This window comes from Curtobacterium sp. MCPF17_051, assembly GCF_003234595.1.
Classification (GTDB): domain Bacteria; phylum Actinomycetota; class Actinomycetes; order Actinomycetales; family Microbacteriaceae; genus Curtobacterium; species Curtobacterium flaccumfaciens.
On record NZ_QKSE01000029.1, the window covers coordinates 1 to 25498 of the forward strand.

A 25498-nucleotide genomic window follows, 5' to 3' on the forward strand; every position below is an offset into this window, starting at 1 on the left:
GGCAGGGGCTGGCGCGGGAGCAGGTGCCGGGGCGGGTGCCGGCTTGCTCGGCGTGCTGGGGGTGCTCGGCTTGCTCGGGGTGCTCGGCTTCGCGGGGGTGCCGGGGTTCGACGGGGTGCTCGGCTTGGACGGCGTGCTCGGGACGGCCGGGGTGGAGGTCCCGCCGCCGGTGCTTCCGGTGCCGCCGGTGCTGCCGGTGCTGCCGGTGTTGCCGGTGTTGCCCCCGCTCGTGCCCCCGCCGGTGGCGTTCCCGGTGCCGGCGTCGCCCGTCTGCTTGGCGATGGCGGCCGCGGCGGCCTTCGCCTGCTGCGCGCTCCAGTACGCGGTCTCGGTCGCGACGCTCGTACCCTTCAGGTACGCGAGCTGGCGCAGCACCTCGGCCTGCTGGTCCTGTTCCCTCTGCACCCGGGCCTGGGCGCCTGCGGCCACGTCGTTGGCCGTCGCGAAGGTGGTCTTCGTCGCCTCGGTCGCCTTGCTCAGGGCCTTCTCGGCAGCGGACTGCTGGGCCGCCAGGGACTCGACGGTCTTCTGGTCGGCGCGTGCCTCGGCCAGGACGGTCGCGGAGCGCTCGGACAGGTGCGACATCGTGCCGACGCGGTAGAGCAGGTCCTTCGAGTCCGACGAGTCCATGAGCATCGTCGTCGACAGGTCACCGCCGCCCGTGCGGGACAGCTCGACCACGAGCCCGGCGACCTGGCCGGCCGAGTCGTCCGCCCGGTCCTTCGCACGCTTCGACTGCGCGGACAGGTCGGCGAGGGTGTCCTCGGCCTCCTGCTGCTGCGACGCCGCCAGGGCGTACGCCTGCCCGGCCTGCTGCTCGGCGACACCGGCCTGGTCGGCGGCGTCCTGCAGCGTGCCGAGCCGGTCGCTCAGCTCGTCGACCGTCTGCTGGGCGTCGGCCGCGTCGGACTTGGCGGCCTTGACGTCGTCCCAGGACGGACCCGACGGCGCGGCCTGGGCCGGTCCGGCGATGACGACCGACAGGCCGATACCGAGCACGGCGATGGTCGCGATCCCGCAGGAGAACGAGCGAGCGGAGGTGGTCATGACGTGGAACGACTCGTTCTGGTGGCGCTGATGCTCATACCGAGATCCCCCGCGCTGCCATGAAGGGGACCGGGTCGACGGCAGCGCCGTTGATCCGGGTCTCGAAGTGGAGGTGGCACCCGGTCGACCAGCCGGTCGAGCCGATCTTGGCGATCTGCTGCCCCGCGGTGACGTGCTGGCCGGCGGTGACCATGATCCCGCCGTCGACGACGTGGCCGTACGCGGTGGAGATGCCGCCGCCGTTGTCGAGGATGACCTCGTTGCCGTACCCGCCACCGTTGCCGGCGAAGGTGACGGTGCCGTCGTGTGCCGCGTAGATCGGGGCGTAGCAGGCCGGGGCCAGGTCGACGCCGGCGTGCAGGGCGCTGACGTGCGTGTAGGGGTCGACACGGTAGCCGTAGGGACTGGTCTGGTACCCGCCGGCGGGACGAACCCAGCCCGCCGGGTTGGCGCTGCCGCCACCGGTGCCGCCCTGGCTGGTCGCCGCGGCCTTGGCTGCTGCCTTCGCGGCGGCTGCGGCGAGCCGGGCCTGGCGTGCCTTCTCGGCTGCGACGCCCTTGCGGTAGTCGGCCTCGACGCCGCGCTGCTTCGAGGTGAGCGCGGTCAGCTGCGCCTCGAGCCGGGACTCGTTGTCGTTCTGGGCGTCCACCGCGGTCTGTGCGGCGTCGGCGGCACCCTGGGCCTGCTGCATCTTCGACTGCGCTGCGTCGGCGAGGTCCCCGAGGGCCTGCTTGGCGCGGTCGGCCTTGTCGGCGAGGCCCTGGGCCACACCGCGGTCCTGCGAGGCCTGCGCGTAGATGCCCTCGGACTGCTCGCTGAGCTTCGACATCGCGCCGAGTTCGTAGAGCAGGTCGCCGGAATCGGACGGGTGCGTGAGGATGTCGGTCGTCACGTCGTTGGCGCTGGCCCGACCGAGCTGCGCGGCGAGCTGACCGGCCTGCGCTTCGGACCGCGCGGCGGTCTGTTCGGCCTCGTCGGCCTGGGACTGCAGCGACTTCTGCTTGAGCGTCGCCTCGTCGTACTTGCTCTGCGCGGCCTGGTACGCCTCGCCCGCGGCCTGCGCGGCCTTCTGCTTGGCAGCCGCCTCGCTCTTCAGCGACGAGATGAGCGACTTGATCTCGCTGACCTTGGCCTGCTGGGCGCTGGTCGACGACCTCGCCTGCTCCACCTCGTCCCAGCTGGGGTAGCTCGCAGCGCTGGCGGACGACGTCGGGGCGAGGGCCGCGAGCGTACCGGCCGTGAGCGCGACGGCGACCGCGGCGGCGATCAGGCGGCTGCGGGTGCGGAGGGAAAAGGGAGTGGAGGTCGACATGTATCTCGATTTCGTAACAGCGCGGCAAGGCTCACGCACGTAACACTGTTAACAAGTGCAACAGTAACAACACGGGTCGCAGGCTCGACAGCCCCTCGGACGAGGGGTGCGGCCGCCGACGATGCTCGCACCGACAGCATCGGAGACCCGTGCGCTGACGGCGCGACACGCCGGGGATGCACGGTTGGCGGGGTCGGATTTGTGAAACCCGGGGGGCATCCGTATGCTTGTCCATCGGTAGCGCGATGCACTGCTTGCGGCCCTATCGTTTAGTGGCCTAGGACACCGCCCTTTCACGGCGGCAGCACGGGTTCGAATCCCGTTGGGGTCACTCCTTGAGTGAGCGAGCAAGTAGTACTGAACAACACCACAGCAAGACACAACACGCAGTACCCACAACACGCAGTACCCACAACACAACATGGCCCTGTAGCGCAGCTGGTTAGCGTGCCGCCCTGTCACGGCGGAGGTCGCGGGTTCAAGTCCCGTCAGGGTCGCCACGGCTGGATAGCTCAGTTGGTAGAGCGTTCGACTGAAAATCGAAAGGTCCACGGATCGATGCCGTGTCCAGCCACCGGTGAAGGCCCCCTGCTTCGGCAGGGGGCCTTTTCCGTTGTCTGAGCGGTGTGGCGTTGATCGCCGTGCACAACCAAAGTCACCCGAAACCACGCAGCAGCGCAGCTCCGGGTGACTTTCGTTGTGCGGCTCGCGTTTGCGCCGGGTCGACGACGGCCTGGAGGCACGGGTCGCCTCCGCACGTCGGCTTCTTCGGCTAGGCCTCGCGGGTCTTCGGGCTGCTGTCGTTCGTCTTCGCGGGGTCGCGCTCGACCACGGCGCCCAGGGCATCGTCGATCCGCGACATGAGCTCCGCCGGGATCGTGACGCCGGCAGCGCCCGCGTTGTCGTGCACCTGCTCCGGACGCGAGGCCCCGATGATCGCCGAGGCGACGTTCTCGTTCTGCAGGACCCAGGCGACCGCGAGCTGCGCCATCGACAGGTTGAGCTCGTCGGCGACCGGCTGCAGCTCCTGCACCGAGGACAGCACCTCGTCGCGCATGAACCGCTTGATCATGTCCGCGCCGCCCTTGTCGTCGGTCGCGCGGGAGCCCTCGGGCAGCGGCTGGCCCGGCTTGTACTTGCCGGTGAGCACACCCTGGGCGATCGGGGACCAGACGATCTGCGAGATGCCGAGTTCCTTCGAGGTGGGGACGACCTCGTCCTCGATGACCCGCCAGAGCGCCGAGTACTGCGGCTGGTTCGAGATGAGCTGGAAGCCGAGGTCCTTCGCGAGCGCAGCACCCGCACGCAGCTGGTCCGCGGTCCACTCGCTGACGCCGACGTACAGGACCTTGCCCTGGCGCACGATGTCCGCGAAGGCCTGCATCGTCTCTTCGAGCGGGGTCTCGTGGTCGTAGCGGTGCGCCTGGTACAGGTCGACGTAGTCCGTCTGCAGCCGCTGCAGCGAGCCGTCGATCGACTCGAGGATGTGCTTGCGGGACAGCCCGGTGTCGTTGTGGCCCTTCGGACCCGTCGGCCCGAAGACCTTCGTGGCGATCTCGAGGGACTGGCGCCGCTCCCCCTTGAGCGCTTCGCCGAGGACCGTCTCCGCGCCGGTGTTGGCGTAGACGTCGGCGGTGTCGAACGTCGAGATGCCGACCTCGAGGGCGGCCTTGACGCAGGCGATCGCCGCGTCGTTCTCGACCTGGGAGGCGTGGGTGAGCCAGTTGCCGTAGGTGATCTCGGAGACCTTGAGGCCCGAGTTGCCGAGGTAGCGGTACTCCATGTGCGTGTCACTCCTGTCGTGGGGCGCGTCGGTGCGACCCGAACCGTGACGGTAGTCGCGCCGCCCCCAGGAGCACTCGGCCAGCAAGCGGACTCCTGTACGCTGAAGTGTCAGATGCGAAAGCCCAAGACGAAACCCCGGCGATGTGGCCTGCGGAACGCTGCAGACCTGCAGCTCCGCGCTTGGGCAACTGCTCGTCGCCCGGGCTCATCCTGGCTCGACGTCGTTCCCCTCGACGCACAAGGCAAGAACGATCTGGTCGTCGCGCGAAGGCGTGCCACGCGAGGGGGGAAACGAGCAGAGGTGCACGGGCGAGTCGTCGCCGAACTGAGCTTCGGGTTCTGGCGGTACCTGTTCGAGTCTCGCTACCTGACGGCCTTGTGGACACCAGCACTCCACCGCGCGTTCCCACACGGCCCAGCGGATGCGCTGACTCGCCAGGACCACGACTACGCGATCGAACTGCTCGGATGGATCCACCCCGGCGCCGCGGCTTGGGCACAGGACGTGACGATGCTCGGCACGGTGCTCGATGCCCGACCCAGCATCTGAGGGGCAGGATCGAAAGGGTTGCGGCACAGAGCGGTGTCGCCGGAAGCGAGGGAGCATCCATGACCGGAGCGAGCGTGTTGTTCATCGGCGGGAGCGGCGTCATCAGCGCCGCCTGCGTCCGGGAAGCCGTCGAGCAGGGGTTCGACGTGACCGTGCTCAACCGGGGGACCACCGGGGGCAGGCCGATCCCGGAGGGTGTGACGCGCCTCCAGGCCGACGTGTCGGACCGCAGCGCACTGGCGGACGCACTCGGCGACCAGCGCTTCGACGTGGTCGTGAACTGGATCGCCTTCACGCCGGACCAGGTGCAGGCCGACGTCGACTTCTTCGCGGGGCGGACGCGGCAGTACGTGTTCATCAGCTCGGCCTCGGCGTACCAGACGCCGGCGACGCATCTGCCGATCACGGAGTCGACACCGCTGAAGAACCCGTACTGGCAGTACTCGCGCGACAAGATCGCGTGCGAGGAACTGCTGATGGAGGCGTACCGGGAGCAGGACTTCCCGGTGACGATCGTGCGGCCGTCGCACACCTACGACGAGACGAAGCTGCCGCTGACCGGCGGGTGGACCGCTGTCGCTCGGATGCGCGCCGGCAAGCCGATCATCATCACCGGCGACGGCACCTCGCTGTGGACCCTGACCCACAGCCGTGACTTCGCGGTCGGGTTCACCGGACTGCTCGACCGGGCCGAGGCGATCGGTGAGCCCTTCACGATCACGAGCGACGAGGCGCCGACCTGGAACGCCATCGCGCACGAGATCGCGGCGGCGGCCGGAGTCGAGGACCTGCGGATCGTGCACGTGCCGGCGGATGCCATCGCCGCCGCGGACGCGGAGTGGGGCGCGGCGCTGCTCGGCGACAAGGCGAACAGCTCGGTGTTCGACAACAGCAAGGTCCGGTCGCTCGTGCCGTGGTACCGGCCGCGCACCACCTACCGGCAGGGTGTGCGCGAGGTCATCGCCTGGTACGAGGCCCACCCCGAGGAGCAGGTCGTCGACGAGCGGCTCGATGCCCTGATGGACGAGCTGGCGGCCCGCTGGGCGGTGTGAGCCGCGGCGGCGCTCGCGAGACACCGGTGTTCGCGCTCCGCACCGCGGGATGCGGGGGTTCAAGGCGCGAACACCGGTGTCTTGCGGAGCAGATCAGGCGCGCGCCGTCAGGACGTCAGCCAGGGTTCCGATCGCGAAGCGCACCTCGTCGTCGGTGACGACCAGGGGCGGCGCGAAGCGGATCGTCGACCCGTGGGTGTCCTTCACCAGGAGCCCGCGGCCGGCGAGGTCCTTCGAGATCTCCTTGCCGGTGCCGAGCGCGGGGTCGATGTCGATCCCCGCCCAGAGTCCGGCGACCCGGTGCGAGACGACACCCTTACCGAGCAGGTCGTCGAGCAGGCCGCGCAACAGCGGTTCGCCGTCGAGTGCCCGCTGCTGGAACGTGCCCTCACCGAGCATCGCCACGACCTCGGCGCCGACGGCTGCGGCGAGCGGGTTGCCGCCGAAGGTCGACCCGTGCTCGCCGGGACGCAGGACGCCCAGGACATCGCGCGAGCCCACCACCGCTGACACCGGCACGATGCCCCCGCCGAGGGCCTTGCCGAGCGTGATGAGGTCGGGGCGGACCCCGACGCGCTGCACCGCGAGCGTGTGCCCCGTGCGACCGAGGCCGGACTGGATCTCGTCGGCGATGAACAGCGCACTGAACTCGTCGCAGACCGCGCGGACGTCAGGAAGGTAGGACTCCGGCGGGATGACGACGCCGCCCTCGCCCTGGATCGGCTCGAGCAACACGGCGACGACGGTCTCGTCCATCGCCTCGCGCAGAGCCGCAGCGTCGCCGTACGGCACCGTGCGGAACCCCGGTGTGTACGGCCCGAAGTCATCATGGGCCGAGGGGTCGTCGGAGAACGAGATGATCGTCGTCGTGCGGCCGTGGAAGTTGCCGGACGCCACGATGATCGTCGCCCGCTCGGCCGGCACGCCCTTGACGCGGTAGCCCCAGGCGCGGGACACCTTGATCGCGGACTCGACGGCCTCGGCACCGGTGTTCATCGGCAGGACCATCTCGGTCTCCGTCAACGCCGCCAGTGCTGCCGCGAACGGCCCGAGCTGGTCGTTCACGAAGGCGCGGCTCGTGAGCGTCACACGGTCGAGCTGCGCCCGTGCGGCGTCGAGCAGCCGCGGGTTGCCGTGGCCGAAGTTCACCGCCGAGTACGCGGCGAGGCCGTCCAGGTACTGCTTGCCGTCGACGTCGGTGACGGTCGCTCCGGCACCCGACGCGATGACGACGGGCAGCGGGCTGTAGTTGTGCGCGAGGGCGCGGTCCTCGACGGCGAGCGCCGCCGCGGTGTTGACCCCGAGCGACGCTGCCGCCGACATCAGCTGACCCCGAGCGAACGCGCGACCGAGGTGCCGGTGCCGACCGGGTGCAGGTCGAGGGTGCAGCACTTCACGCCGCCACCGCCGAGCAGCAGCTCGGAGAGGTCGACGCCGATCGGGTTGTAGCCCTTCTCCTTCAGCTGCGACGCGAACGTGGTCGCCCGGGCGGCGATCACGACGTTGTACCCGTCGGAGTACGAGTTCAGGCCGAGGATCGCGGCGTCTTCTTCGGTCGCGATGATCGCGTCCGGGAAGCGCTCGCGCAGGATCGCCAGCGACGGCTCGTCGAAGGCACTCTCCAGGTAGGCGATGTTGCTCGTCCCGTCGACGGAGGGCTCGGGGTCGAGCACGGCGATGGCGGTGTCGAGGTGGTAGAAGCTCGGGTTGATGAGCTTGAGCGTGACGACCTCGCGGCCGTAGATCTTCGCGAGCTCGTCGTGCGAGGTGCTGTCCGACCGGAACCCGGTGCCGGCGAAGATGGTGTCCCCGATGAGCAGGAAGTCACCCTCGCCCTCGTTGGTCTGCTCCGGCTCGGCGACGGTCAGGCCCGCCTGTCGGAACCAGTCCATGTAGGCGGGGCCCTCGGGCTGGCGCTCCGGGTACTGGAACTTCGCGCCGTACGCGATGCCGTCGAGGACGAAGCCGCCGTTGGCCGCGTAGACCATGTCCGGCAGGCCGTCGATGGGGTCGATGTACGAGATGTCGAAGCCGAGCTGCTCGTAGACCGCGACGAGCGACTCCCACTGCTCGACGGCCTTCGACGTGTCGGTCGGCTCCTCCGGGTGCATCCACGGGTTGATCCGGTAGCTCACGGTGTAGAAGTCCGGCTTGCACATCAGGATCGTGCGCTTGGTGGCGACACGGGCCGGGGTGGCGACGGACTCGGGGGCGGGTGCGGTGTTCGACATCAGTCCTCCTGGAAGGGACCGGGGCCCGAGCCTGCCAGGAACCGAAACGGAACGAGGGGAAGAGCTCCGGTGAGATGCAGGCTCACTCACCGCAGCGGACCAGGTCGACGCCACTCCGAAGTCTGGCATGAACCGTCCGACGAGTGCAGTCCCCCGCCTGCGGGACCGTGGCACCCGTTCGGGTGACGCACGTTTCGTGCGCGAGACCCACCGGGCTCGCAACAAGTCCGCGTACGATAGGGACAAATGGATACGCTCGACCACCGCATCCTGGATCAGCTCCGGGACAACGCCCGCGCCGGCTACGGCGACATCGGGTCGGTGGTCGGACTCTCGGCCTCGGCCGTCAAGCGCCGCGTCGACCGGCTGGTCGGTGACGGCGTCATCCAGGGCTTCACGATCAAGGTCGACCCCGCCGTCGAGGACCGCGGCACCGAGGCCTGGGTCGAGCTCTACTGCCGCGGCACCGTCTCGCCCGACGAGCTGCGTGCCCTGCTCGACACCGTCCCCGAGGTCATCGACGCCGGCACGGTCACCGGCAGCGCCGACGCCGTCGTGCACATGCGCTCGAAGGACCTGTCCGCGCTCGAGGAGGCGCTGGACAAGGTCCGCCTCGCGCCCCAGGTCGACCACACCCGCTCCGCGATCGTGCTCTCCAAGCTCGTCAGTCGAGAGACCGCGTAACGTCCCCCGCATGGGACGGAAGACGGTCTGGAGGCGCGGCTCGGCACCCACGGGATCGCGCCCGGCCCGGCAGCTGGTCACCGCTGCGAGCGTCGCCTACGTCGCGAACTGCCTGTGGGGCACCGCGGTCGCCGTGCGGCTGATCCGCACGAAGAAGCTCCGCGTCGTGCACCACGGCCTGTTCGTCGTGACCGCCACCCTGACCGGCGTCGCCGCGACCACCCCCGTGTGGACGCGCGACCGCACCGCACTGTTCCTGCTGCCGGCACTCGTGCCCCTGGCGGTCGCTCCACGCACGAACCCGCGCTCCGGAGCACACTGGAGGGTCGCGGTCGCCGCCGCACCGTCCTACCTGGGGGCCGTGCTCGCACGCAGGCGATCAGAGAGGTGAGCAGTGGAGCTGTTCGAGGCCATCCGACGACGACGCACGACGAACGGGCCGTTCCTGCCCGACCCGGTGTCGGACGAGCACCAGCGACTGCTCATGGAGCTCGCCGGCCGGGCGCCGTCGCAGCTCAACAGCCAGCCGTGGCGCTTCGTGCTGATCGAGGAACGCCGGACGATCGACCGCGTCGCCGAGATCAGCGGCAGCTCGATGACCCGCACGATGGCCGAGGGCACGTTCTTCGAGCGGTACAAGCCGTACTTCCGGTTCTCGAAGGCCGAGATGGACGAGCGACGCGACGGCATGCTGTTCGACAAGCTCCCCGGGCCGCTGCGGCCGTTCACGAAGCAGGTGTTCACGAAGCGCGGGCAGCTGCTCATGAACACGCTCCGGGTGCCGCAGACCCTGGGTGAGGAGAACCGGAAGCTCGTCGCCGGGTCGCCGCTGCTGCTCGGCGTGATGCTCGACCGCCACGAGTACCGGAAGGAGGAGCTGTCCGGCTTCTACTCGGTGTTCAGCATGGGCGCGGCGATGGAGAACATCTGGCTCGCGACGACCGAGCTCGGCCTGGGGATCCAGTTCGTGTCCTTCCCGATGGAGACCCCCGGCGCGTGGGAGGAGATCGAGGGACTGCTCCGCGTCCCCGAGTCGCTCGAGCTGATGGCCGTCTACCGGATCGGGTACCTGCCCCCGGAACGACGACGGCCGGCCATCGACTGGACGTCGAGCGAGCGGAAGCGTCCCTCGCAGTACGTGTTCCGCGGCACCTGCGACACCCCGCAGCAGGGGTGGGACGACGCACCCGTCGCAGCCCACATCGAACCGGAGGCGACCACATCGTGACCGACACCCGACCCGCCCAGAGCGCTCCGAGCCTCCAGGCCGTCGCCCCCGCCCTGCCGGGCCGCCCCTGGATCTCGCAGGACTGGCTCGACGTCGTCTTCGTGCACTGGCGCGTCGACGTGTCGGCGGTGGCCCCGTTGCTGCCGACCGGCACGCGGCCCGACACGATGGCGCTCGACGGCACCGACGACGGGGTGACCACCTGGGTGGGCCTCATCGCGTTCCGGTTCGAGGACACCCGGTTCCCCCCGTTCTCGACCGGGAGCATCGGCGACTTCGTCGAGCTGAACGTCCGCGTCTACACGGTCGACGAGCAGGGGCAGCGCGGGGTCGTGTTCCTGTCGCTCGACGCCGGCAAGCTCCTGCCGACCATCGGCGCACGCGTCGCGACCGGCCTGCCGTACCGGTGGGCGGTCGCGGAGTCGCGCAGCGGTGACGGCCGCGTGGGGTACGCGATGCGTCGGCACGGCACCCACCTGCGGTCGATGCTCGACGTGCGCATGGGCGAAGTACTCGACGAGCCGGGGCCGCTCGAGACGTTCCTGACGGCGCGGTGGGGCATGCACGTGCACCGGGCGGGGCGGACGCGGTTCTGGCCGAACGAGCACGAGTCGTGGCCGTTGCACCGGGCCTCGGTGGTGTCGCTGCGGGACGACCTGGTCGGGGCCGCCGGGTTGCCCTTCGGGCTGACCGAGCTCGAGCCGGACTCGGTGCTCTACTCGCCGGGGGTCACGACGCGGTTCGGTCGGGGGCGCTGAGGCCCGGCTCCTGCTGCCGCGTCGGGGGACAGCGGCTGAGTGGTGCACGGTCGGCCGCAGGTACAAGGGAGCCATGACTCGAGTGGCAGTGGTGACGGGTGGATCCGCAGGACTGGGACGGGCGACGGTCCGGGAGCTCGCCGCACGGGGGTGGGACGTGGCCGTCCTGGCCCGCGGGCAGGAGGGCGTCGACGCGGCGGTCGCCGAGGTCGAGGCCGCCGGGCGACGCGGGCTGGCCCTGGTCGCCGACGTCTCCGACCGCGACGCCGTCGAGGCCGCGGCCGACCGGGTCGAGCGGGAGCTCGGACCGATCGACCTGTGGGTGAACGGTGTGATGGTCGGAGTGTTCGGGAAGTTCCTCGACACCGCACCGGAGGACTTCGAGCGGGCGCTGCACGTGACCTACCTCGGCTTCGTGAACGGCACCCGGTCGGCGCTGTCGCGGATGGTCCCCCGCGGTCGTGGGCACGTGATCCAGGTCGGTTCGGCGCTCGGGTTCCGCGGGATCCCCCTGCAGGCCGCGTACTGCGGTGCGAAGCACGCGATCGTCGGGTTCACCGAGTCCGTGGTCTCCGAACTGCGCGAACAGGGCAGCAAGGTCAAGGTGTCCCGCGTGGACATGCCGGCGCTCAACACGATCCAGTTCCAGTGGGTGAAGTCGAAGCTGCCGCACCACCCGCAGCCGGTCGCCCCGATCTACCAGCCCGAGGTCGGTGCCCGGGCCATCGCCGCCGTGGCCGAGCGGCCGCGGAGCCGCACCTGGGTGGGCGAGTCCACCGTCTACACGATCCTCGGCAACCGGATCAGCGGGCGCTTCGCCGACTGGTACGCCGCCAAGACCCTGGTGGACGGGCAGCAGGCACCCGACAAGGACGGCCTCGAGATGCGGGACAACCTGTACGAGGCGGTGCCGGGCGACCACGGTGCGCACGGGGTCTTCGACGAGTCAGCGCACGCGTGGTCGCCGCAGACCTGGTGGGTGGAGCACCGCCGGGTCGGCAACGGCATCATCGGGGCCGTGCTCGGTGCCGCCGGGGCCGCTGCACTCGTCGCGGGACGCCGACGATGAGCCGCCGGTCGTCTGCCGTGAACGGGGCAGCCGTCGTCGAGTTGGGCCGGGCCGGCCTCGGCCTGTGGCACCTGAGCCGTGCGGCCCGAGGGTACGACCAGGCGGTGCTGCACGGCGTGCTCGGGGTCCGGCAGGTCGCACAGGCCACCCTCGTCGCGCGGGCGGGGTCCGGCAACGCGCACACCCTGAGCGCGGTCGTGGACGCCCTGCACGGTGCGACGATGGTGCCGTTGGCCGTCGCCGATCCCCGTCGACGCCGGTTCGCGCTCGACCAGCTCGGGATCGCAGCGCTGCTCGCGGTCGCCGAGGCAGCGGTCGTCGGTCGCGGCGGTCGCGGCCGTCGTCGCTGACTCCTGTCGGGGGTGCTCGGTAGCGTCCCCGGCATGAGCACGATCTACTCCGTCGCGTCCTCGCTGGACGGCTTCGTCGCTGCGCCCGACGACGACCTCGACTGGCTGCTGCAGTTCGGTTTCGAGCCGTTCCGGGAGCACCACGACCGGTTCTTCGCCGGCGTCGGGGCGATCGCGATGGGGTCGACGACGTACGAGTGGCTGCTCGAGCACGACGACACGTGGGCGTACCCGGACCTGGCGACGTGGGTGTTCACGACCCGAGACCTGCCGGTGCCCGAGGGCGTCGATGTGCGCTTCGTCTCCGGCGAGGTCGGTGACCACCAGGCCGATCTCGAGCGCGAGGCCGACGGGCGCGACGTCTGGGTCGTCGGCGGCGGACTGCTCGCGGCGCAGTACCAGCAGGCGGGCATCCTCGACGAGCTGCGGGTCACCGTGATGCCGGTCGCGCTCGGCGGCGGAGCACCCCTGCTGCCGGTCGCCGCACCGACCCGGGTGTTCGAGCTCGTCGGCACCACGCAGTTCGACGGCGGGGCGGTCGAACTCCACTACCGTTCCGCAGCAACCGCGGCGTAGCGTCCGGAGCATGAGCGACAACGAGCAGACCGAGCCCGTCATGGACGGTGCCACCGATGCGACGAACCACGAGAAGCTGCAGGGCCTGATCGAGCAGGTCGACCACGACCACGCGGGTGAAGGTGCCGGCGTGATGGCAGACCACCTGCGGGACCGCATGGACGAGACCGGCGTCGAGGACGAAGACGCGGGTGATGCCGAGGACTGATCCTCGAGTCACTTCGTGAGCAGAAGAGGTCGGGTCCCGTTCGGGTACCCGACCTCTTCTGCTCACGAAGCGGAACGCACGAAGCGGAAGTGCCTAGACGCGCAGCTCGGAGAAGTCGCTGTCGACGTCGCCGAACCGGTGCGCGGTGATCGACACCGACTGCTCGCGCAGGTACGGCAGCATCTCGATCACGCCGGCCTCGACCACGGGGCCGCCGTGGATCGCGACGTCGATGCTCGCACCCAGGGCTTCTTCGAGGGCGAGGGGGTCACCGCCGAGCAACCGGATCCGGGCACCGGGACCACCGAACGCCGTGTGGGCCGGCCGGTCCTGCCCCTGGGACAACACGGCCTCGAGCGCGTCGACGGGCTGGTCGTCCTGGCCACTGGACCAGTCAGCTTGGAACACGGCCCCCGACGACGCGCGGGCGTGGAACTCCTGGTCGGACTCGACCAGGTGGTCGACGACGTCGAGCGGGGACCGGTTCGATGCGAGCAGCTGCGTGAGCGGGCCGGGCAGCGGCCGAGCCGTGCTGAGCAGGATGTGCGCACGTGCCGAGGTCGCGGCGACGAGCGTCCGGACGAGGTCCACGGTCGAGGCGTCCTCGGCCTGTCGGACGATGACGGACTGGGGGCGGTGACGCAGCACGTTCCGCTGCACCACGAGCCCGGACAGGTCCCGCGACCGGAAGAGCGTCTCTCGTGCGCGCACGTCGCTCAGGGCCCCGGCGCGGACACGGTCGAACTCCTCGAACGACAGCCCGCTGCGTGCGGCCTCGATCACCGCGGTGACGCGCGGGGGCAGGCCGTGCAGCTGGATGCTCTTGTGCACCGTGCGGGACGTGGGCAGCCACCGGCCGAGCGTCGCGACGTACATGGGGCCGCCGGCCTTGGTGCCGGTACCGACCGAGGAACCCTTCCAGCCGCCGAACGGCTGGCGCCCCACGACGGCACCGGTGATGCCGCGGTTGACCGCCAGGTTGCCGGCGCGGACCCGGGCCAGCCACTCGGACACCTCATCGACGTCGAGCGAGTGGATGCCCGCCGTCAGCCCGAAGTCGGTGCCGTTCTGGATGGCGATCGCCTGGTCGAGGGTCTCGGCGCGCATGATGCCGAGCACCGGGCCGGAGTACTCGGTCTGGTGGAAGTCACTGCCGGGGCGGACGCCGTCTCGGATGCCCGGCGACCAGAGCCGGCCGGAGTCGTCGACCGCCTCGGGCTGCACGAGCCAGGACTCCCCCGGCCCGAGCTCGGTCAGACCCTGGCGGAGCTTGCCCTGCGGTTCGGCGATGAGCGGGCCGACCTGCGCCGTGGGGTCGTCGGGCCACGCGACCCGGAGCGTGCGGGTGGCGTCGACGAGCTGCCGTTGGAAGCGCTCGCTCTCACCCACCGACCCGACCAGGATCACGAGGGACGCCGCCGAGCACTGCTGTCCGGCGTGCCCGAAGGCGGACTGCACGATGTCCTGCACCGCCAGGTCGAGGTCGGCGCTCGGCGTGACGACGATGGCGTTCTTGCCGCTCGTCTCGGCGGTGAGCGGCAGCCCGGCTCGCCACCAGCGGAACGAGCGGGCGGTGTCGGACGAGCCGGTCAGGATGATGCGGTCGACCGTGGGGTGGCCGATGAGGTCGCGGCCGAGTTCGTCCTCGGCCAGGTCGACGAGCTGCAGCAGCGAGTGCGGCACCCCGGCGTCCCAGAGCACGTCGGCGAGCACGGCACCGGAGCGCTTCGCCTCGGGCGCGGGCTTGAGCACGACACCGCTGCCCGCGGCGAGCGCCGCCAGCACGCCACCGGCGGGGATCGCGACGGGGGAGCTCCACGGCGGCACGACGACGGTCAGCCGCGGCGGCACGTACTGCGCGCCCTCGATGTCCCCGAGGCGGCGGGCGCTCTCGGCGTAGTAGTGGGCGGCGTCGACGGCCTCGGTCACCTCGGTGTCGGCCTCGGCGAAGGTCTTGCCGGTCTCGGCGGCCATCACCTCGATCAGGTCGGCTCGGCGGGTCTCGAGTTCGTGCCCGATGAGGTCGAGGAGCTCGGCACGGTCGGACGGGTCCTGCCGCCCCCAGTTCACGCCGGCCTGGGCGGTCCGCGCCATGATCCGCTCGAGCTTGGACCGGTCGGCGACCTTCGCACCGCGGACGGTCTGCGCACCGAGCTGCGAGCGCGGCACCCGGCGCAGGACGTCGAGTGCCCAAACCCGGTTCGCGGCGACGGACGGGTCGGTGTCGGGGGCGTTGCGGAACGCGTCGCGCAGGACCGGTTCGCCGAGGGCACGGTGGCGGTCCTGCGTGCGGTGGCTGGCGGGGACGGGCTCGTCGAGTGCGGCGACGGACGCCAGGAACCGGCCGTGCTCCCGCTCGAAGACGCTGGCGTCGTGGTCGATGTCGGCTGCGGCGGCGATGAAGTTCTCGGGGCTCGCGGTCTCCTGCAGGCGACGGGCGAGGTACGCGATGGCCGAGTCGAACTCGTCCGGTTGCACGACGGGCGTGTAGAGCAGGATCTGCCCGACGTCGGCCCGGACGGCCTGGGCGTGGGTGGACGCCATCCCGAGCAGCATCTCGACGTCGACGGCGTCGGTGACCCCGCGGCGCTGCGCGAGCACCCACGCGGTGGCGAGGTCGAACAGGTTGTGCCCGGCGACCCCGATCCGCACGGCGTCGGTGCGCTCGGGCGTCAGTGCGGTGTCGAGCATCCGGAGGTAGGCGGTGTCGGTCTCGCGCTTGCTGCCCCAGGTGGCGAGGGGCCACCCGTGCAGGATCGCGTCGACGTGCTCCATGGCGAGGTTCGCGCCCTTGACGAGCCGCACCGTGATCGGGGCACCGCCGCGCGCCCGGCGTTCCTGCGCCCACTCGGTCAGCGTCTCGAGCGCTCCCGCGGCGTCGGGCAGGTAGGCCTGCAGCACGATGCCGGCCTGCAGGTCGGCGAACTCGTCGCGGTCGAGCAGCGCCCGGAACACGGCGAGGGTGACGTCGAGGTCGCGGTACTCCTCGATGTCGAGGTTGATGAACTTGGCCGGGCGTCCGGAAGCCGTCGGCGCCGCGGCCAGGCGGTAGAGCGGGACGAGCCGGTCGACGACGCGCTCGACCGTCTGGTCGAAGGCCCACGGCGACGTCTGCGGCACGACGGAGCTCACCTTGATCGACACGTGGTCGACGTCGTCGCGGGCGAGCAGGTCCATCGTGCCCTGCAGGCGTCGGTCGCTCTCGGCGCTGCCGAGGACGGCTTCGCCGAGCAGGTTCACGTTCAGTCGCGTACCCGGACCGCGGACCTTGGCGAGGGCCGGGCCGAGCTTGCTCGTGCTCGCGTCGATGACCAGGTGCCCGGTCATCCGGCGCAGGATCCGGCGCGCGGTCGGGATCACGGCCCACGGCGCCATGGTGGCGAACCCACCGCCGAGCGTCACCGCCCCGCGCAGGTACCAGGCGAGGAAGTCGGGGACGTCACGGCTCAGCTGCTCGAGGTTCCGTGCCGCCACCCGGGGGTCTTCGGGGCGGATGACCTTGTCCACGAAACCCCGGGTGAAGTCGAGGCCCTGCTCGTCGCGCAGGACCTCGGCCAGACGGGCCGCACCCGGGTCGGGCTTCACCCCGGCCGACGCCGCCAGCCACCGGCGCACGAGCGCGACGGCGTCATCGGTGGTGTCCTGGAGGCGAGCACTCGGCATCCCCCGATCGTATGCCGCACGTCCGACGCGACCTCGGAGCACGCCGTGCGTCGACCAGGAGTCATACGAGCGGATGAAAGGGGTCGCTGCGCGGTCCGACCGTCCGCCCGGTGGATACGCTGGTCGGCATGTCGACGGAGGGCAACGGTGGCCACGACTGGGCCACCTGGGACGCGTACCACGACGTCTGGCGACGACTTGACCGGGCGCTCGACCGGGCAGTCCAGGCGGGCGCCGGCATCTCCGTCCCCGAGTTCGAGATCCTGATCGGCCTGCATCGCGACCCCGACCACCGTCTGCGCGTCCGGGACATCGCCGCGGGCATCGGCTGGGAGAAGTCGCGCGTCAGCCACCAGGTCACGCGGATGGTCTCCCGCGGCCTGGTCGAGCGGGCGGACTGCCCGAGCGACGCCCGCGGCAGCTGGGTGGTGATGACCGCGGACGGCCGTCGCGCGGTGCTCGCCGGCATCCGCGCGCACACCGGGGCGCTCGAGGACCTGTTCTGGAGGCCCGTGGGGACCGACGCCGAGACGCTGCGGTCCGTCAGTGCGCGCGTCCAGGACGCCATCGGCCCCGACGACGCATCGGACGAGGCCGACGTCGGCTAGAGCGTGACGACGGCGAGCGCGCCGCGCTCACCGCGCAGCCGGACCTGCACGCTCTTGATCTCGTCCCGCGGGATGTCCGTCGACGCCGACAGCCCTCGTGCGTCCGCGCCGGCGGCCGTCCACGACCCCACGGTCTGCGTCGTACCGTCGGTCCGGACGACGACGAGGTCGTAGAGGATCGACCCGTCCGGCGACCACTCCTTGCCGCCGTACGAGCACCCCCAGTCGAAGCGGGTGCCCCACTGCTCGCCGCTGATGGCGAGCTGGACGTCGAGTCCCTGCACGCCGGTCATGTCGTAGCGGTCCGCGGTGGCAGCTGCCGTCGGAGCGGCACCGGCCTGCACCGTGGTGCGCTCCCCCGCGGCGCCGACCGCGAGCCCGCCCAGGACGGCGGCGACCACCGCGAGTCCCGCGGTGGCGGCGGCCCAGACCCGGCGACGGCGGCGACGGTGTCGGACGCGGTGTGCGACGGAGGCGAGGTCGCTCTCGGAACGGGTGTCGGGCCTCCCGTCGGGTTCTGCGATCTCGATCGCCTGGTCGGCCGGCAGCTTTCCGAGCAGACCCGGCAGACCGACCAGCTCGGCGACGGCGGCCGCACAGCGGTCGCACGTCTCGAGGTGCCGTTCGTACTCCAGCCGTTCACTGGACGGGAGCGACCCCAGGACGTAGGCGGCATCCCACTCCACGTACTCGTCGTGGGCTGCCTTGTCGTCGCTCATCGGGTCACTCCTCGTTCCTGCAGTGCGAGCCGGAGGGCTCGCAGCCCGTAGTGCAACCGCGACTTGGCGGTGCCCTCCGGGATGTCGTGTCGTCGTGCGATCTCCGGCACCGTGTGCCCGAGCCAGTACGCGTCCACCACCACGCGGCGGTGGTCCGGGGTCAGCGACGCGAGTGCGTCGGCGACCACGATCCGGTCCAGCACGGCGTCCGTGCTGTCCGACTCGATCCGTTCGACCTGGTGCTCGGTGCCGTGCTCGCGGCGGTTGCGCGCCGACCGTGCGTCGTCGACCACCAGGTTGCGCGCCACCGTGAAGAGCCACGCCCGCGCGCTGTCGGGTGCCCGTTCGAGCACGGCCGGACGCTGCCAGGCGCGGACCATCGTCTCCTGCACGACGTCCTCGACGCTCGAGCCGTCCCGCGTGAGGTGCCGGACGTACCGCGTGAGCGCATCACCGTGCTCGCGGTACAGCGTCGCGAGCAGCTCGTCCGCGGAACGACTCGTCACGGTCACTTCCCGAGGTCGAGGGAGAACTCGACGGAACCCTTCCCGTCCACGGTGACGAAGCCGAGCGACGGGGCCCTCACGCCGTAGTCGGCGAAGGTGATCGGCACCGTGCCGGCGACCTGGACGGTGCCACCATCACCGACCGCGACCTGCGCGTCGGCCGTGACCGGCTTCTCGACGCCGTGCAGGTCCATCGTGCCGGTCAGGGTGACGTCCTGCGTGGAGCCGTCGAGCGCCTTCGTGACGTCGACGGGCTTCGTGAGCTCGAACGTCGCCGTGGGGTACTCGTCGGTCTGCAGCGCGGTGGAGCGGAAGTACTCGTCGCGGGCGGCTTCGGGGGTGCTGATCTTGCCGACCTGGACGGTGACGGTCGCCTGGGTGAGGGAACCGCCGTCGACGACGGCGGTGCCCTTGACGTCCTCCGTGCGCCCGACCACGTCCACATCATTCCCCTGCAGGACCTCGTGCACCCGGTACCCGGCGTACGAGCTGCTCTTGCTGGTCCAGGTGCCGTCAGCGTCCTTCGCGTCGAGGGTGCCGGACGAGGACGCCGACAGCGAGGGTGCTGCGGCGGCCTGGCCGTTGACGGTGTTCGCGTAGATGACCGGGCCGGCGATGACGGCTGCTGCCGCCACGACGACGACGCCGGCGGAGATCCCGATGATGACCTTGGTTCGTTTGCGGAGTGCCATACCCTCAACGACGAGGCAGCCGGGCGGATCGTTCAAACGGGTCTCAGTCGGACGTGCGGGCGCGGTCCTGGTCGGCTCGGTCCTGGTCGGCCCGGTCGTCGTCGATCGCTGCGTCGTCCGCCGCTGTGTCGTCCGCGGTCACGGCGTCGGCGGCGGCGGGGGTCTCCCCACGCATCCGGACGAGGCTCGCCAGCGTCGACACGGCCATCGCGGCGACGATCACCAGCAGGGACACCCACGTGTTGATCTCCGGCGCCCACTCGATGTGGTGGCCGCCGTTCAGGAACGGCAGCTCGTTGTCGTGCAGCGCGTGCAGCACGAGCTTCACGCCGATGAAGGCCAGGATCACGGCGATGCCGTACTTCAGGTAGACCAGACGCTCGAGGAGTCCGCCCAGCAGGAAGTAGAGCTGGCGCAGGCCCATCAGCGCGAAGACGTTCGCGGTGAACACGATGAAGGGGCTCTCGGTGATGCCGAAGATCGCCGGGATCGAGTCGAGCGCGAACAGCAGGTCGGTGGTGCCGATCGCGATGAGCACGATGAGCAGCGGCGTGAAGTGCCGGACACCGTCGTGGTGGGTGCGGAACTTCATGCCGTCGTACGTGTCGGTGAGACGGACCCGGCGGCGCAGCAGCCGGACGATGAAGGTGTCCTTCTGCTCGTCCTCGTCCTCGCCGCGGAGCTGCTGGATCGCCGTCCAGATCAGCCAGGCGCCGAAGATGTAGAAGATCCACGAGAAGTTCTCGATGAGCTGCGCACCGACCAGGATGAAGATCCCGCGGAGCACGAGCGCGATGATGATGCCGAGCAGCAGCACCTCCTGCTGGATCTTCTTCGGCACCGAGAAGCGCGCCATGATGATGACGAACACGAACAGGTTGTCGATGCTCAGGCTGTACTCGGTCAGCCAGCCCGCCAGGAACTGCCCGGCGGAGTCGCCACCGGCGAAGACCAGCATGAGCACCGCGAAGATCAGCGCCAGCCCGACGTAGATGCCCACCCAGACGCCGGATTCGCGCAGCGTCGGCACGTGCGGGCGACGCGCGACGATGAGCAGGTCGGCGAGCAGGATCGCGACCAGGGCGATCATCGAGCCGACTTCGAACACGACGGGGAGCTCGGGCATGCGGAGCCTTCCTTGCTGGTGGTGGGGCGGGTGGCTTCGTGAGCGACCCGCACCAGTCTCCGGCATGATCCGGGCGGTGGCGAACCCCGGGGCTGCGTGCGGCGGACAGAGTCGTACTGTCAGCGCTCTGAGGTCACCGCGTCCGCGACGGCCCGGGCCACCTCGCTGGCGGGGACCTCGGTCGCGTCGATGACCTCGGCCTCGGCGTGCAGCCAGCCGCGCGCCGCCTCGGCGTAGGCGTCGACGTACGCGAACCGGAACGTCGACGGCCCCACGATCGGGTCGTTCTGGATCCGGTCGCGGAGCGTCGGCCCGTCGACGTGCAGCACGAAGTGCCGGACCGGGATCCCGTGGGAGGCGAGCCCCGCCGCGATCTCACGCCAGTAGGCCTCGACCAGGACAGTCATCGGCATGATGAGCGGCCCGCCCACGTAGTCGTGCACCCGGCGAGCGGTCTCGACCACGAGCGGCCGCCACGGGTCCCAGTGCTGGAAGTTGTCGCTGGCCGGCAGCCCCGGCGTGACGTCCATCAGCACCTCGCCGACCTTCTCGGCGTCGAGGATCCGCGAGCCGGGCAACAGCGGCTGGAGCAGTCGGCTCGTCGTCGTCTTCCCCGCCCCGTGGGTCCCGTTCAACCAGACGATCACACGACGAACCTAGTGGTGTCGCCGCCCGGCTCCCCGGAGGTGGTCATCGGCGCGTGCCAAGGTCGACCCGTGCAGAACTCCACGACAGTCGTCATCGCCGGATGCGGCGACCTCGGGACCGAAGCCGGCCTGCGCTTCGCCGACCAGGGCCACCACGTGATCGGACTCCGCCGCCGCGCCGAGTTGATCCCCGCGCCGATCACCGGCCGGAGCGTCGACCTGCGACACGAGGTCCCCGAGATCCCCGCCGACACGAGCGTCGTCGTCGTGGCCTTCGCCGCGGGCAGCCGCGACGTCGACGAGTACCGCGCCACCTACGTCGACGGCCTGCGCAACGTGCTCGACGGCATCGACGCCTCGGACGCCGACCCCCGGGTGCTCGTCGTGTCCTCGACCGCCGTGTACGACGTCTCGGACGGCAGCGAGGTCACCGAGGAGACCCCGGCGCGCGGTGCGACCCCGACCGCCGAGGTCCTGGTCGAAGCCGAGGTACTGCTGCGCGAGCGCGCTCCCGGCGCCGTGCTGGTCCGGCTGTCGGGCGTCTACGGTCCGGGCCGCGAGCGGCTCATCGACCAGGTCCGATCCGGTGCCGCACGGCTGGCGCCGGGGACCTCACCGCACACGAACCGCATCCACCGCGACGACGCCGCCGCGGCGCTCGTGCACCTGGCGGCCCTGCCCGACCCGGCGCCGCTCTACCTGGGCACCGACGACGAGCCGAGCCGGCTGGACGACGTGCTGCGGTTCCTGGCCGACGAACTCCACGTCGCCGAGCCGTCCACGGGCGACGGTGACGCGCGGCAGGCCGGCGGCGACAAGCGCTTGTCGAACGCGTTGCTCCGGTCGACGGGATGGGTGCCGCAGTACCCGACGTTCCGCGAGGGCTACCGCGCCGTGCTGGCGGGTGCGGGCACCCGCCACCCGTGACGCGCACGGGAGCCGCCACCTGACGAACGGGAGGCCCGTGGCGCACGCGACCGCGGGCCTCCCGTCCGTCAGGCGGTCCGGTCCACCGCGCGACGCTCGCGTCCGCCCCGGTGCGGCAGGAACGTCTCGTCCCGCAGGGACTGCTCGATCTGTTCCAGGGACTTGCCCTTCGTCTCCGGCACCCGCAGGAACACCAGGACCCACCCGAGCACGTTGAGCGCGGCGTAGACGAGCATCGTGCCGCCCAGGCTGATCCAGCCGGTCAGGGTCAGCGCGGTCGAGGTCACCAGCAGGTTGGCGCCCCAGAGGACCATCGCGTGCAGGCTCGTCGCGGCGGCCCGGATCCGCAGCGGGTACATCTCGGAACCGACGAGCCACCCGACGACCTGGATGCCACCGGCCTGGAAGAACATGAACGCCAGGATCAGCACGAGCGTGAGCACCGGTGAGGGCTTGCCGTCCTGCACGTAGAAGAGCACACCGAACAGGCCGATGCTCACCGCGGCACCCGGCAGCATCACGAGGGTCAGCCGTCGACGCCCGATCCGGTCCACCAACCGCGACCCGACGAACGTCATCACGAGGTAGACGACCCCCACACCGACGTTCGCCCACAGGGAGTAGACGTGCGGGAACCCGGCATCGGTGAGGATCGTCGGCGTGTAGTAGATCATCATCTCGAGGCCGGTCAGCTGCGTGAACGCGGCGACGATGAGCCCCGCGATCAGGGCCGGCCGGACCCACGGCTTGCGCAGCTGGGCCCACTGCCCGGAACCGGCGCTCGGTTCCGCATCGTCGAGCTTGCGGATGTCGTCGAGCTCGTCCTCGGCGGCATCGTGGTCCGGGCGCAGCCAGCGCAGCACCCGTCGAGCCGGACCGATGCGATCCTGCGACACGAACCAGCGCGGGCTCTCGGGCAGGCGGAGCATCCCGAGCAGCAGCACGATGGCGGGGGCGGCGGCGACCCCGATCATGAAGCGCCAGGACACGACGCCGTTCAGGGCCACCCCGACGATGGCGGCGGACAGGATGCCGACGCCGATCGCGCAGTTGAACACCGTGACCAGGCTGCCGCGGCGCGGGCCCGGGGCGATCTCGGCGATGTACGTGGGGATCGTCTGGGTCGAACCACCCACCGCCAGACCGAGGAACAGCCGGCTGAGGATCAGGAACACCGGACTCGGCGACACCGCGGCGAAGAGCACACCCAGGCCGAAGACCCCCGCGATGAGCAGGATGGTCCGCCGGCGACCGATCTTCGCCGAGATCGGACCGGTGGCGAGTGCGCCGAGGATCGCGCCGACCAGGATCGACGCCGTGATGAACTCCTTGACGGCGGACCCGATCGAGAACTCCTTGCCGATCTCGATGAGCGTGCCGGAGATGACGCCGGTGTCGTAGCCGTAGAGCAGCCCGCCGAGGGCCGCGACGAACGCGACCCGGGTGACGTGCCGCTTCGTGACGCGAGCCGTCTCGGCCGACCCCGTGTCCTCGGGGATCTCCGGGGGGACGCCGGGGACCTTGTCGTGCTCGTCCTCGTCGGTGGTGGTCGTCATCGCGTCCTCTCCGGGTCCTGTCCGAGTCCTGTCCGTGCCGGGAGTGCCCGGGCCGGGCGTCACGGTAGGCGGACCAGCACGAACGGACGTTGAGGAAGCGTCGCTCGCGCTCAGTGCCCCCGATGGTCCTGGATCGTGATCCGCGGCCCGAACGACGGCTTCCGGAACCCGGAGCCCCCGATCAACCGCACGACACGCTCCCGGTGCCCACGCCAGGGTTCGAGCAGCTCGAGCATCCCGTCGTCGTCGACCGGCGCACCCGTGAGCGCCCACCCGACGAGCGCCGGCACGTGGAAGTCCCCCACGCTCGGCGAGTCCGGGTCGCCGTGGGAGCGCTGCGCCGTCTCGGCGGCGGTCCACCGACCGACCCCGGGGATCGACTGCAGCTTCGTGGACACGACCTCGCCACCGCGCCCGTGCGCCAGGGTCCGTTCGAGTGCGGGCGCGACCTTCACTGCGCGCATCACGGTGGCCGAGCGCCCCGGTTCGATGCCTGCGCGGTGCCACTCCCAGCTCGGGATCCGTGCCCACGTCGGAGCGTCCGGCGGCACCATCATGCCCGCGGGTGCCGGACCGGGCGCCGGTGTGCCGTGCCGACGGAGCAGGTACCGCCACGCGCCCCACGCCTGCCGCGAGGTCACCTTCTGCTCCATGATCGCCGGCACGAGCATCGCGACCACGGTGTTCGTGCGGAGCAGCCGGAGCCCGGGCTGCCGGTGTCGTGCCGCGGCCAGGAACTCGTTGCCGGAGACGTCGAACGACGACCAGTCGTCGCCGCGTCCGAGCAGATCGGGGGCGTGCTCGACCGCCCACGGGGCTCCGCTGCCCCACGCCGACACCGCGATGGTGTCGCCGGTCCGCCGTATCGCCACGGAAGCGGGACCGGAGGGTGTGCGCAGCGCGAGCCACACGACCCCACCGACCACCTGGAAGGCCGGGTCGCCGGAGCCGCGCTGCAGGGGCCGCAGGGTCGACGCGACGTCCACCGCGCCTCCAGGCCGGTACACCGTGTCGACGCGAGACGGGTCACCGGACGCACCAGCAGCCGCAGGCGGCGAAGCGGAAGCGAGCAGGGACACACGGGGATGGTAATGCGGAACCACCGTCAGTCATGATGGGCACTGATCCCCACCACCCGACGACGGAGCTCCCATGCGCATCGGCATCCTCACCTCCGGAGGCGACTGCCCCGGCCTGAACGCGGTCATCCGCGCGATCGTCCTGAAGGGCATCGCCATCTACGGACACGACTTCGTCGGCTTCCGCGACGGGTGGCGCGGGGTGGTCGACGGCGACATCGTCCCGCTCGGCCGTAAGGACATCCAGGGCATCGCGAAGCAGGGCGGCACGATCCTCGGCACCAGCCGCACGAACCCGTTCGAGGGCCCCAACGGCGGGGTCGAGAACATCTCCGCGACCCTGCAGCGGCACGGAATCGACGCGATCGTCGCGATCGGCGGCGAGGGCACCCTGGCCGCTGCGAAGCGCCTGACCGACGCCGGCCTGAAGATCGTGGGCGTGCCGAAGACGGTCGACAACGACCTGGGCGCGACCGACTACACCTTCGGCTTCGACACCGCCGTCGCCATCGCCACCGAGGCGATGGACCGCCTGCGCACCACCGGTGAGTCGCACTCGCGCTGCATGGTGGCCGAGGTGATGGGCCGGCACGTGGGCTGGATCGCGCTGCACTCCGGCATGGCCGCGGGCGCGCACGCGATCCTGATCCCCGAGCAGAAGACGAGCATGGAACAGATCGCGAAGTGGGTGCGGGCCGCCTACGACCGCGGGCGCGCACCGCTCGTGGTGGTGGCCGAGGGCTTCGTCCCCGACCACGAGGACACGGCGCACACCGAGCGGGGGCTCGACGCCTTCGGGCGCCCGCGGCTGGGCGGCATCGGCGAGCGCCTCGCGCCGCTCATCGAGGAGATGACCGGCATCGAGACGCGTGCCACGACCCTGGGGCACATCCAGCGCGGTGGCACGCCGACCGCGTACGACCGGGTGCTGTCGACCCGGCTCGGGCTGGCGGCGATCGACTCGGTCGTCGAGGAGCGCTGGGGCCGGATGGTGGCGCTCCGGGGCACCGAGATCGAGCACGTCTCGTTCGAGGAGGCGCTCGGCGAGCTCAAGACGGTGCCGCAGGCGCGGTTCGACGAGGCCGCCATCATGTTCGGCTGAGTGGGCTGGGGCGGGGGCTGGGC

The 25498-nt window shown here is 71.0% G+C and carries 26 protein-coding genes and 3 tRNA genes; 16 read left to right on the plus strand and 13 right to left on the minus strand.

Going from position 1 to position 25498, the window contains the following annotated elements; genetic code table 11:
• Nucleotides 1-1047: hypothetical protein (locus DEJ35_RS16535; RefSeq protein ID WP_111193184.1), on the minus strand; the 1047-nt coding region annotated here is incomplete at its 3' end.
• 34 nt (nt 1048-1081) lie between these two features.
• Entirely contained in the window at nt 1082-2359 is a 1278-nt protein-coding gene (locus DEJ35_RS16540) for a M23 family metallopeptidase (RefSeq protein WP_111090760.1), read from the minus strand.
• A gap of 258 nt (nt 2360-2617) precedes the next feature.
• Here DEJ35_RS16540 and DEJ35_RS16545 point away from each other — a divergent pair.
• From DEJ35_RS16545 to DEJ35_RS16555, 3 genes are all read left to right on the plus strand, one after another.
• Nucleotides 2618-2690 (plus strand) — tRNA-Glu (locus DEJ35_RS16545).
• Between the two features lie 92 nt (nt 2691-2782).
• Nucleotides 2783-2859, plus strand: a tRNA-Asp gene (locus DEJ35_RS16550).
• A 1-nt stretch (nt 2860) separates the two neighbouring features.
• A tRNA-Phe gene (locus tag DEJ35_RS16555) sits at nt 2861-2933 on the plus strand.
• 198 nt (nt 2934-3131) lie between these two features.
• On the opposite strand, the gene DEJ35_RS16560 is transcribed toward DEJ35_RS16555, so the two are convergent.
• Nucleotides 3132-4142 (minus strand): aldo/keto reductase family protein, encoded by a 1011-nt coding sequence (locus DEJ35_RS16560; protein ID WP_071404504.1) that lies wholly within the window; start codon nt 4140-4142, stop codon nt 3132-3134.
• A gap of 114 nt (nt 4143-4256) precedes the next feature.
• Here DEJ35_RS16560 and DEJ35_RS17090 point away from each other — a divergent pair, with 114 nt between their 5' ends.
• Together DEJ35_RS17090 and DEJ35_RS16570 are read left to right on the plus strand one after the other, a co-directional pair.
• Complete coding sequence (locus DEJ35_RS17090) at nt 4257-4694, plus strand: hypothetical protein (RefSeq protein WP_146244826.1); 438 nt, start codon at nt 4257-4259, stop codon at nt 4692-4694.
• Between the two features lie 59 nt (nt 4695-4753).
• Nucleotides 4754-5746: an NAD-dependent epimerase/dehydratase family protein gene (locus DEJ35_RS16570; protein ID WP_110862874.1), complete on the plus strand. Its 993-nt coding sequence runs from the start codon at nt 4754-4756 to the stop codon at nt 5744-5746.
• Between the two features lie 93 nt (nt 5747-5839).
• Here the strand turns inward: DEJ35_RS16570 and rocD are convergent, their stop codons facing one another.
• Together rocD and ddaH are read right to left on the minus strand one after the other, a co-directional pair.
• Nucleotides 5840-7069, minus strand: coding sequence for an ornithine--oxo-acid transaminase (gene rocD, locus DEJ35_RS16575; protein ID WP_111193186.1), 1230 nt, complete (start codon nt 7067-7069; stop codon nt 5840-5842).
• Complete coding sequence (gene ddaH, locus DEJ35_RS16580) at nt 7069-7977, minus strand: dimethylargininase (RefSeq protein ID WP_110862872.1); 909 nt, start codon at nt 7975-7977, stop codon at nt 7069-7071. The genes rocD and ddaH overlap by 1 nt, the downstream gene beginning before the upstream one ends.
• Nucleotides 7978-8223: 246 nt before the next feature.
• Between ddaH and DEJ35_RS16585 the strand changes: the two genes are divergently transcribed.
• From DEJ35_RS16585 to DEJ35_RS16620, 8 genes are all read left to right on the plus strand, one after another.
• Nucleotides 8224-8661: an Lrp/AsnC family transcriptional regulator gene (locus tag DEJ35_RS16585; protein WP_017887694.1), complete on the plus strand. Its 438-nt coding sequence runs from the start codon at nt 8224-8226 to the stop codon at nt 8659-8661.
• A gap of 10 nt (nt 8662-8671) precedes the next feature.
• Nucleotides 8672-9052: a hypothetical protein gene (locus DEJ35_RS16590; RefSeq protein ID WP_110862871.1), complete on the plus strand. Its 381-nt coding sequence runs from the start codon at nt 8672-8674 to the stop codon at nt 9050-9052.
• A gap of 3 nt (nt 9053-9055) precedes the next feature.
• On the plus strand, nt 9056-9889 hold the full coding sequence (locus tag DEJ35_RS16595; protein WP_110862870.1) for a nitroreductase family protein: 834 nt from the start codon (nt 9056-9058) through the stop codon (nt 9887-9889).
• Nucleotides 9886-10647, plus strand: a complete 762-nt coding sequence (locus tag DEJ35_RS16600; protein ID WP_220036909.1) for a YqjF family protein — start codon at nt 9886-9888, stop codon at nt 10645-10647. Before DEJ35_RS16595 ends, DEJ35_RS16600 begins: the two co-directional genes overlap by 4 nt.
• Before the next feature lie 73 nt (nt 10648-10720).
• Entirely contained in the window at nt 10721-11716 is a 996-nt protein-coding gene (locus tag DEJ35_RS16605) for an SDR family oxidoreductase (RefSeq protein WP_111193187.1), read from the plus strand.
• A 17-nt stretch (nt 11717-11733) separates the two neighbouring features.
• Nucleotides 11734-12066: a hypothetical protein gene (locus DEJ35_RS16610; protein ID WP_111193188.1), complete on the plus strand. Its 333-nt coding sequence runs from the start codon at nt 11734-11736 to the stop codon at nt 12064-12066.
• 33 nt (nt 12067-12099) lie between these two features.
• Nucleotides 12100-12642 carry a dihydrofolate reductase family protein gene (locus DEJ35_RS16615; RefSeq protein WP_111193189.1) on the plus strand — a complete coding sequence of 181 codons (543 nt, stop codon included), beginning with the start codon at nt 12100-12102 and terminating at the stop codon, nt 12640-12642.
• Nucleotides 12643-12652: 10 nt separating this feature from the next.
• Nucleotides 12653-12850, plus strand: a complete 198-nt coding sequence (locus tag DEJ35_RS16620; RefSeq protein ID WP_110862867.1) for a hypothetical protein — start codon at nt 12653-12655, stop codon at nt 12848-12850.
• Nucleotides 12851-12943: 93 nt separating this feature from the next.
• Here DEJ35_RS16620 and DEJ35_RS16625 read toward each other — a convergent pair whose 3' ends face one another.
• The gene (locus tag DEJ35_RS16625) at nt 12944-16513 is read right to left on the minus strand and encodes a bifunctional proline dehydrogenase/L-glutamate gamma-semialdehyde dehydrogenase (protein ID WP_111193190.1); all 3570 of its coding nucleotides are present in this window, start codon (nt 16511-16513) and stop codon (nt 12944-12946) included.
• A gap of 128 nt (nt 16514-16641) precedes the next feature.
• Here DEJ35_RS16625 and DEJ35_RS16630 point away from each other — a divergent pair, with 128 nt between their 5' ends.
• Nucleotides 16642-17121 carry a MarR family winged helix-turn-helix transcriptional regulator gene (locus DEJ35_RS16630; protein ID WP_071245301.1) on the plus strand — a complete coding sequence of 160 codons (480 nt, stop codon included), beginning with the start codon at nt 16642-16644 and terminating at the stop codon, nt 17119-17121.
• Here the strand turns inward: DEJ35_RS16630 and DEJ35_RS16635 are convergent.
• The 5 genes from DEJ35_RS16635 to DEJ35_RS16655 all read right to left on the minus strand — a co-directional run bounded on the left by DEJ35_RS16635 (nt 17118) and on the right by DEJ35_RS16655 (nt 20811).
• Nucleotides 17118-17840 (minus strand): zf-HC2 domain-containing protein, encoded by a 723-nt coding sequence (locus DEJ35_RS16635; RefSeq protein ID WP_111090769.1) that lies wholly within the window; start codon nt 17838-17840, stop codon nt 17118-17120. The two genes, DEJ35_RS16630 and DEJ35_RS16635, sit on opposite strands and share 4 nt — an antisense overlap.
• Nucleotides 17837-18352, minus strand: a complete 516-nt coding sequence (locus DEJ35_RS16640) for a sigma-70 family RNA polymerase sigma factor (protein WP_110862864.1) — start codon at nt 18350-18352, stop codon at nt 17837-17839. Before DEJ35_RS16640 ends, DEJ35_RS16635 begins: the two co-directional genes overlap by 4 nt.
• On the minus strand, nt 18349-19038 hold the full coding sequence (locus DEJ35_RS16645; protein WP_111193192.1) for a YceI family protein: 690 nt from the start codon (nt 19036-19038) through the stop codon (nt 18349-18351). The genes DEJ35_RS16640 and DEJ35_RS16645 overlap by 4 nt, the downstream gene beginning before the upstream one ends.
• A gap of 43 nt (nt 19039-19081) precedes the next feature.
• Complete coding sequence (locus tag DEJ35_RS16650; protein WP_111124379.1) at nt 19082-20164, minus strand: TerC family protein; 1083 nt, start codon at nt 20162-20164, stop codon at nt 19082-19084.
• Nucleotides 20165-20283: 119 nt separating this feature from the next.
• Nucleotides 20284-20811, minus strand: a complete 528-nt coding sequence (locus DEJ35_RS16655; RefSeq protein ID WP_111124378.1) for an AAA family ATPase — start codon at nt 20809-20811, stop codon at nt 20284-20286.
• Nucleotides 20812-20880: 69 nt separating this feature from the next.
• On the opposite strand from DEJ35_RS16655, the gene DEJ35_RS16660 reads away from it, so the two are divergent.
• Nucleotides 20881-21738: an NAD-dependent epimerase/dehydratase family protein gene (locus tag DEJ35_RS16660; RefSeq protein ID WP_110862860.1), complete on the plus strand. Its 858-nt coding sequence runs from the start codon at nt 20881-20883 to the stop codon at nt 21736-21738.
• Nucleotides 21739-21806: 68 nt separating this feature from the next.
• Here DEJ35_RS16660 and DEJ35_RS16665 read toward each other — a convergent pair whose 3' ends face one another.
• The gene (locus DEJ35_RS16665) at nt 21807-23294 is read right to left on the minus strand and encodes a sugar porter family MFS transporter (protein ID WP_111124377.1); all 1488 of its coding nucleotides are present in this window, start codon (nt 23292-23294) and stop codon (nt 21807-21809) included.
• Nucleotides 23295-23404: 110 nt separating this feature from the next.
• Complete coding sequence (locus DEJ35_RS16670) at nt 23405-24373, minus strand: DNA-3-methyladenine glycosylase (protein ID WP_111193193.1); 969 nt, start codon at nt 24371-24373, stop codon at nt 23405-23407.
• 73 nt (nt 24374-24446) lie between these two features.
• Here DEJ35_RS16670 and DEJ35_RS16675 point away from each other — a divergent pair, with 73 nt between their 5' ends.
• Nucleotides 24447-25475 carry a 6-phosphofructokinase gene (locus tag DEJ35_RS16675; RefSeq protein WP_027467034.1) on the plus strand — a complete coding sequence of 343 codons (1029 nt, stop codon included), beginning with the start codon at nt 24447-24449 and terminating at the stop codon, nt 25473-25475.
• Nucleotides 25476-25498: the final 23 nt, after the last annotated feature.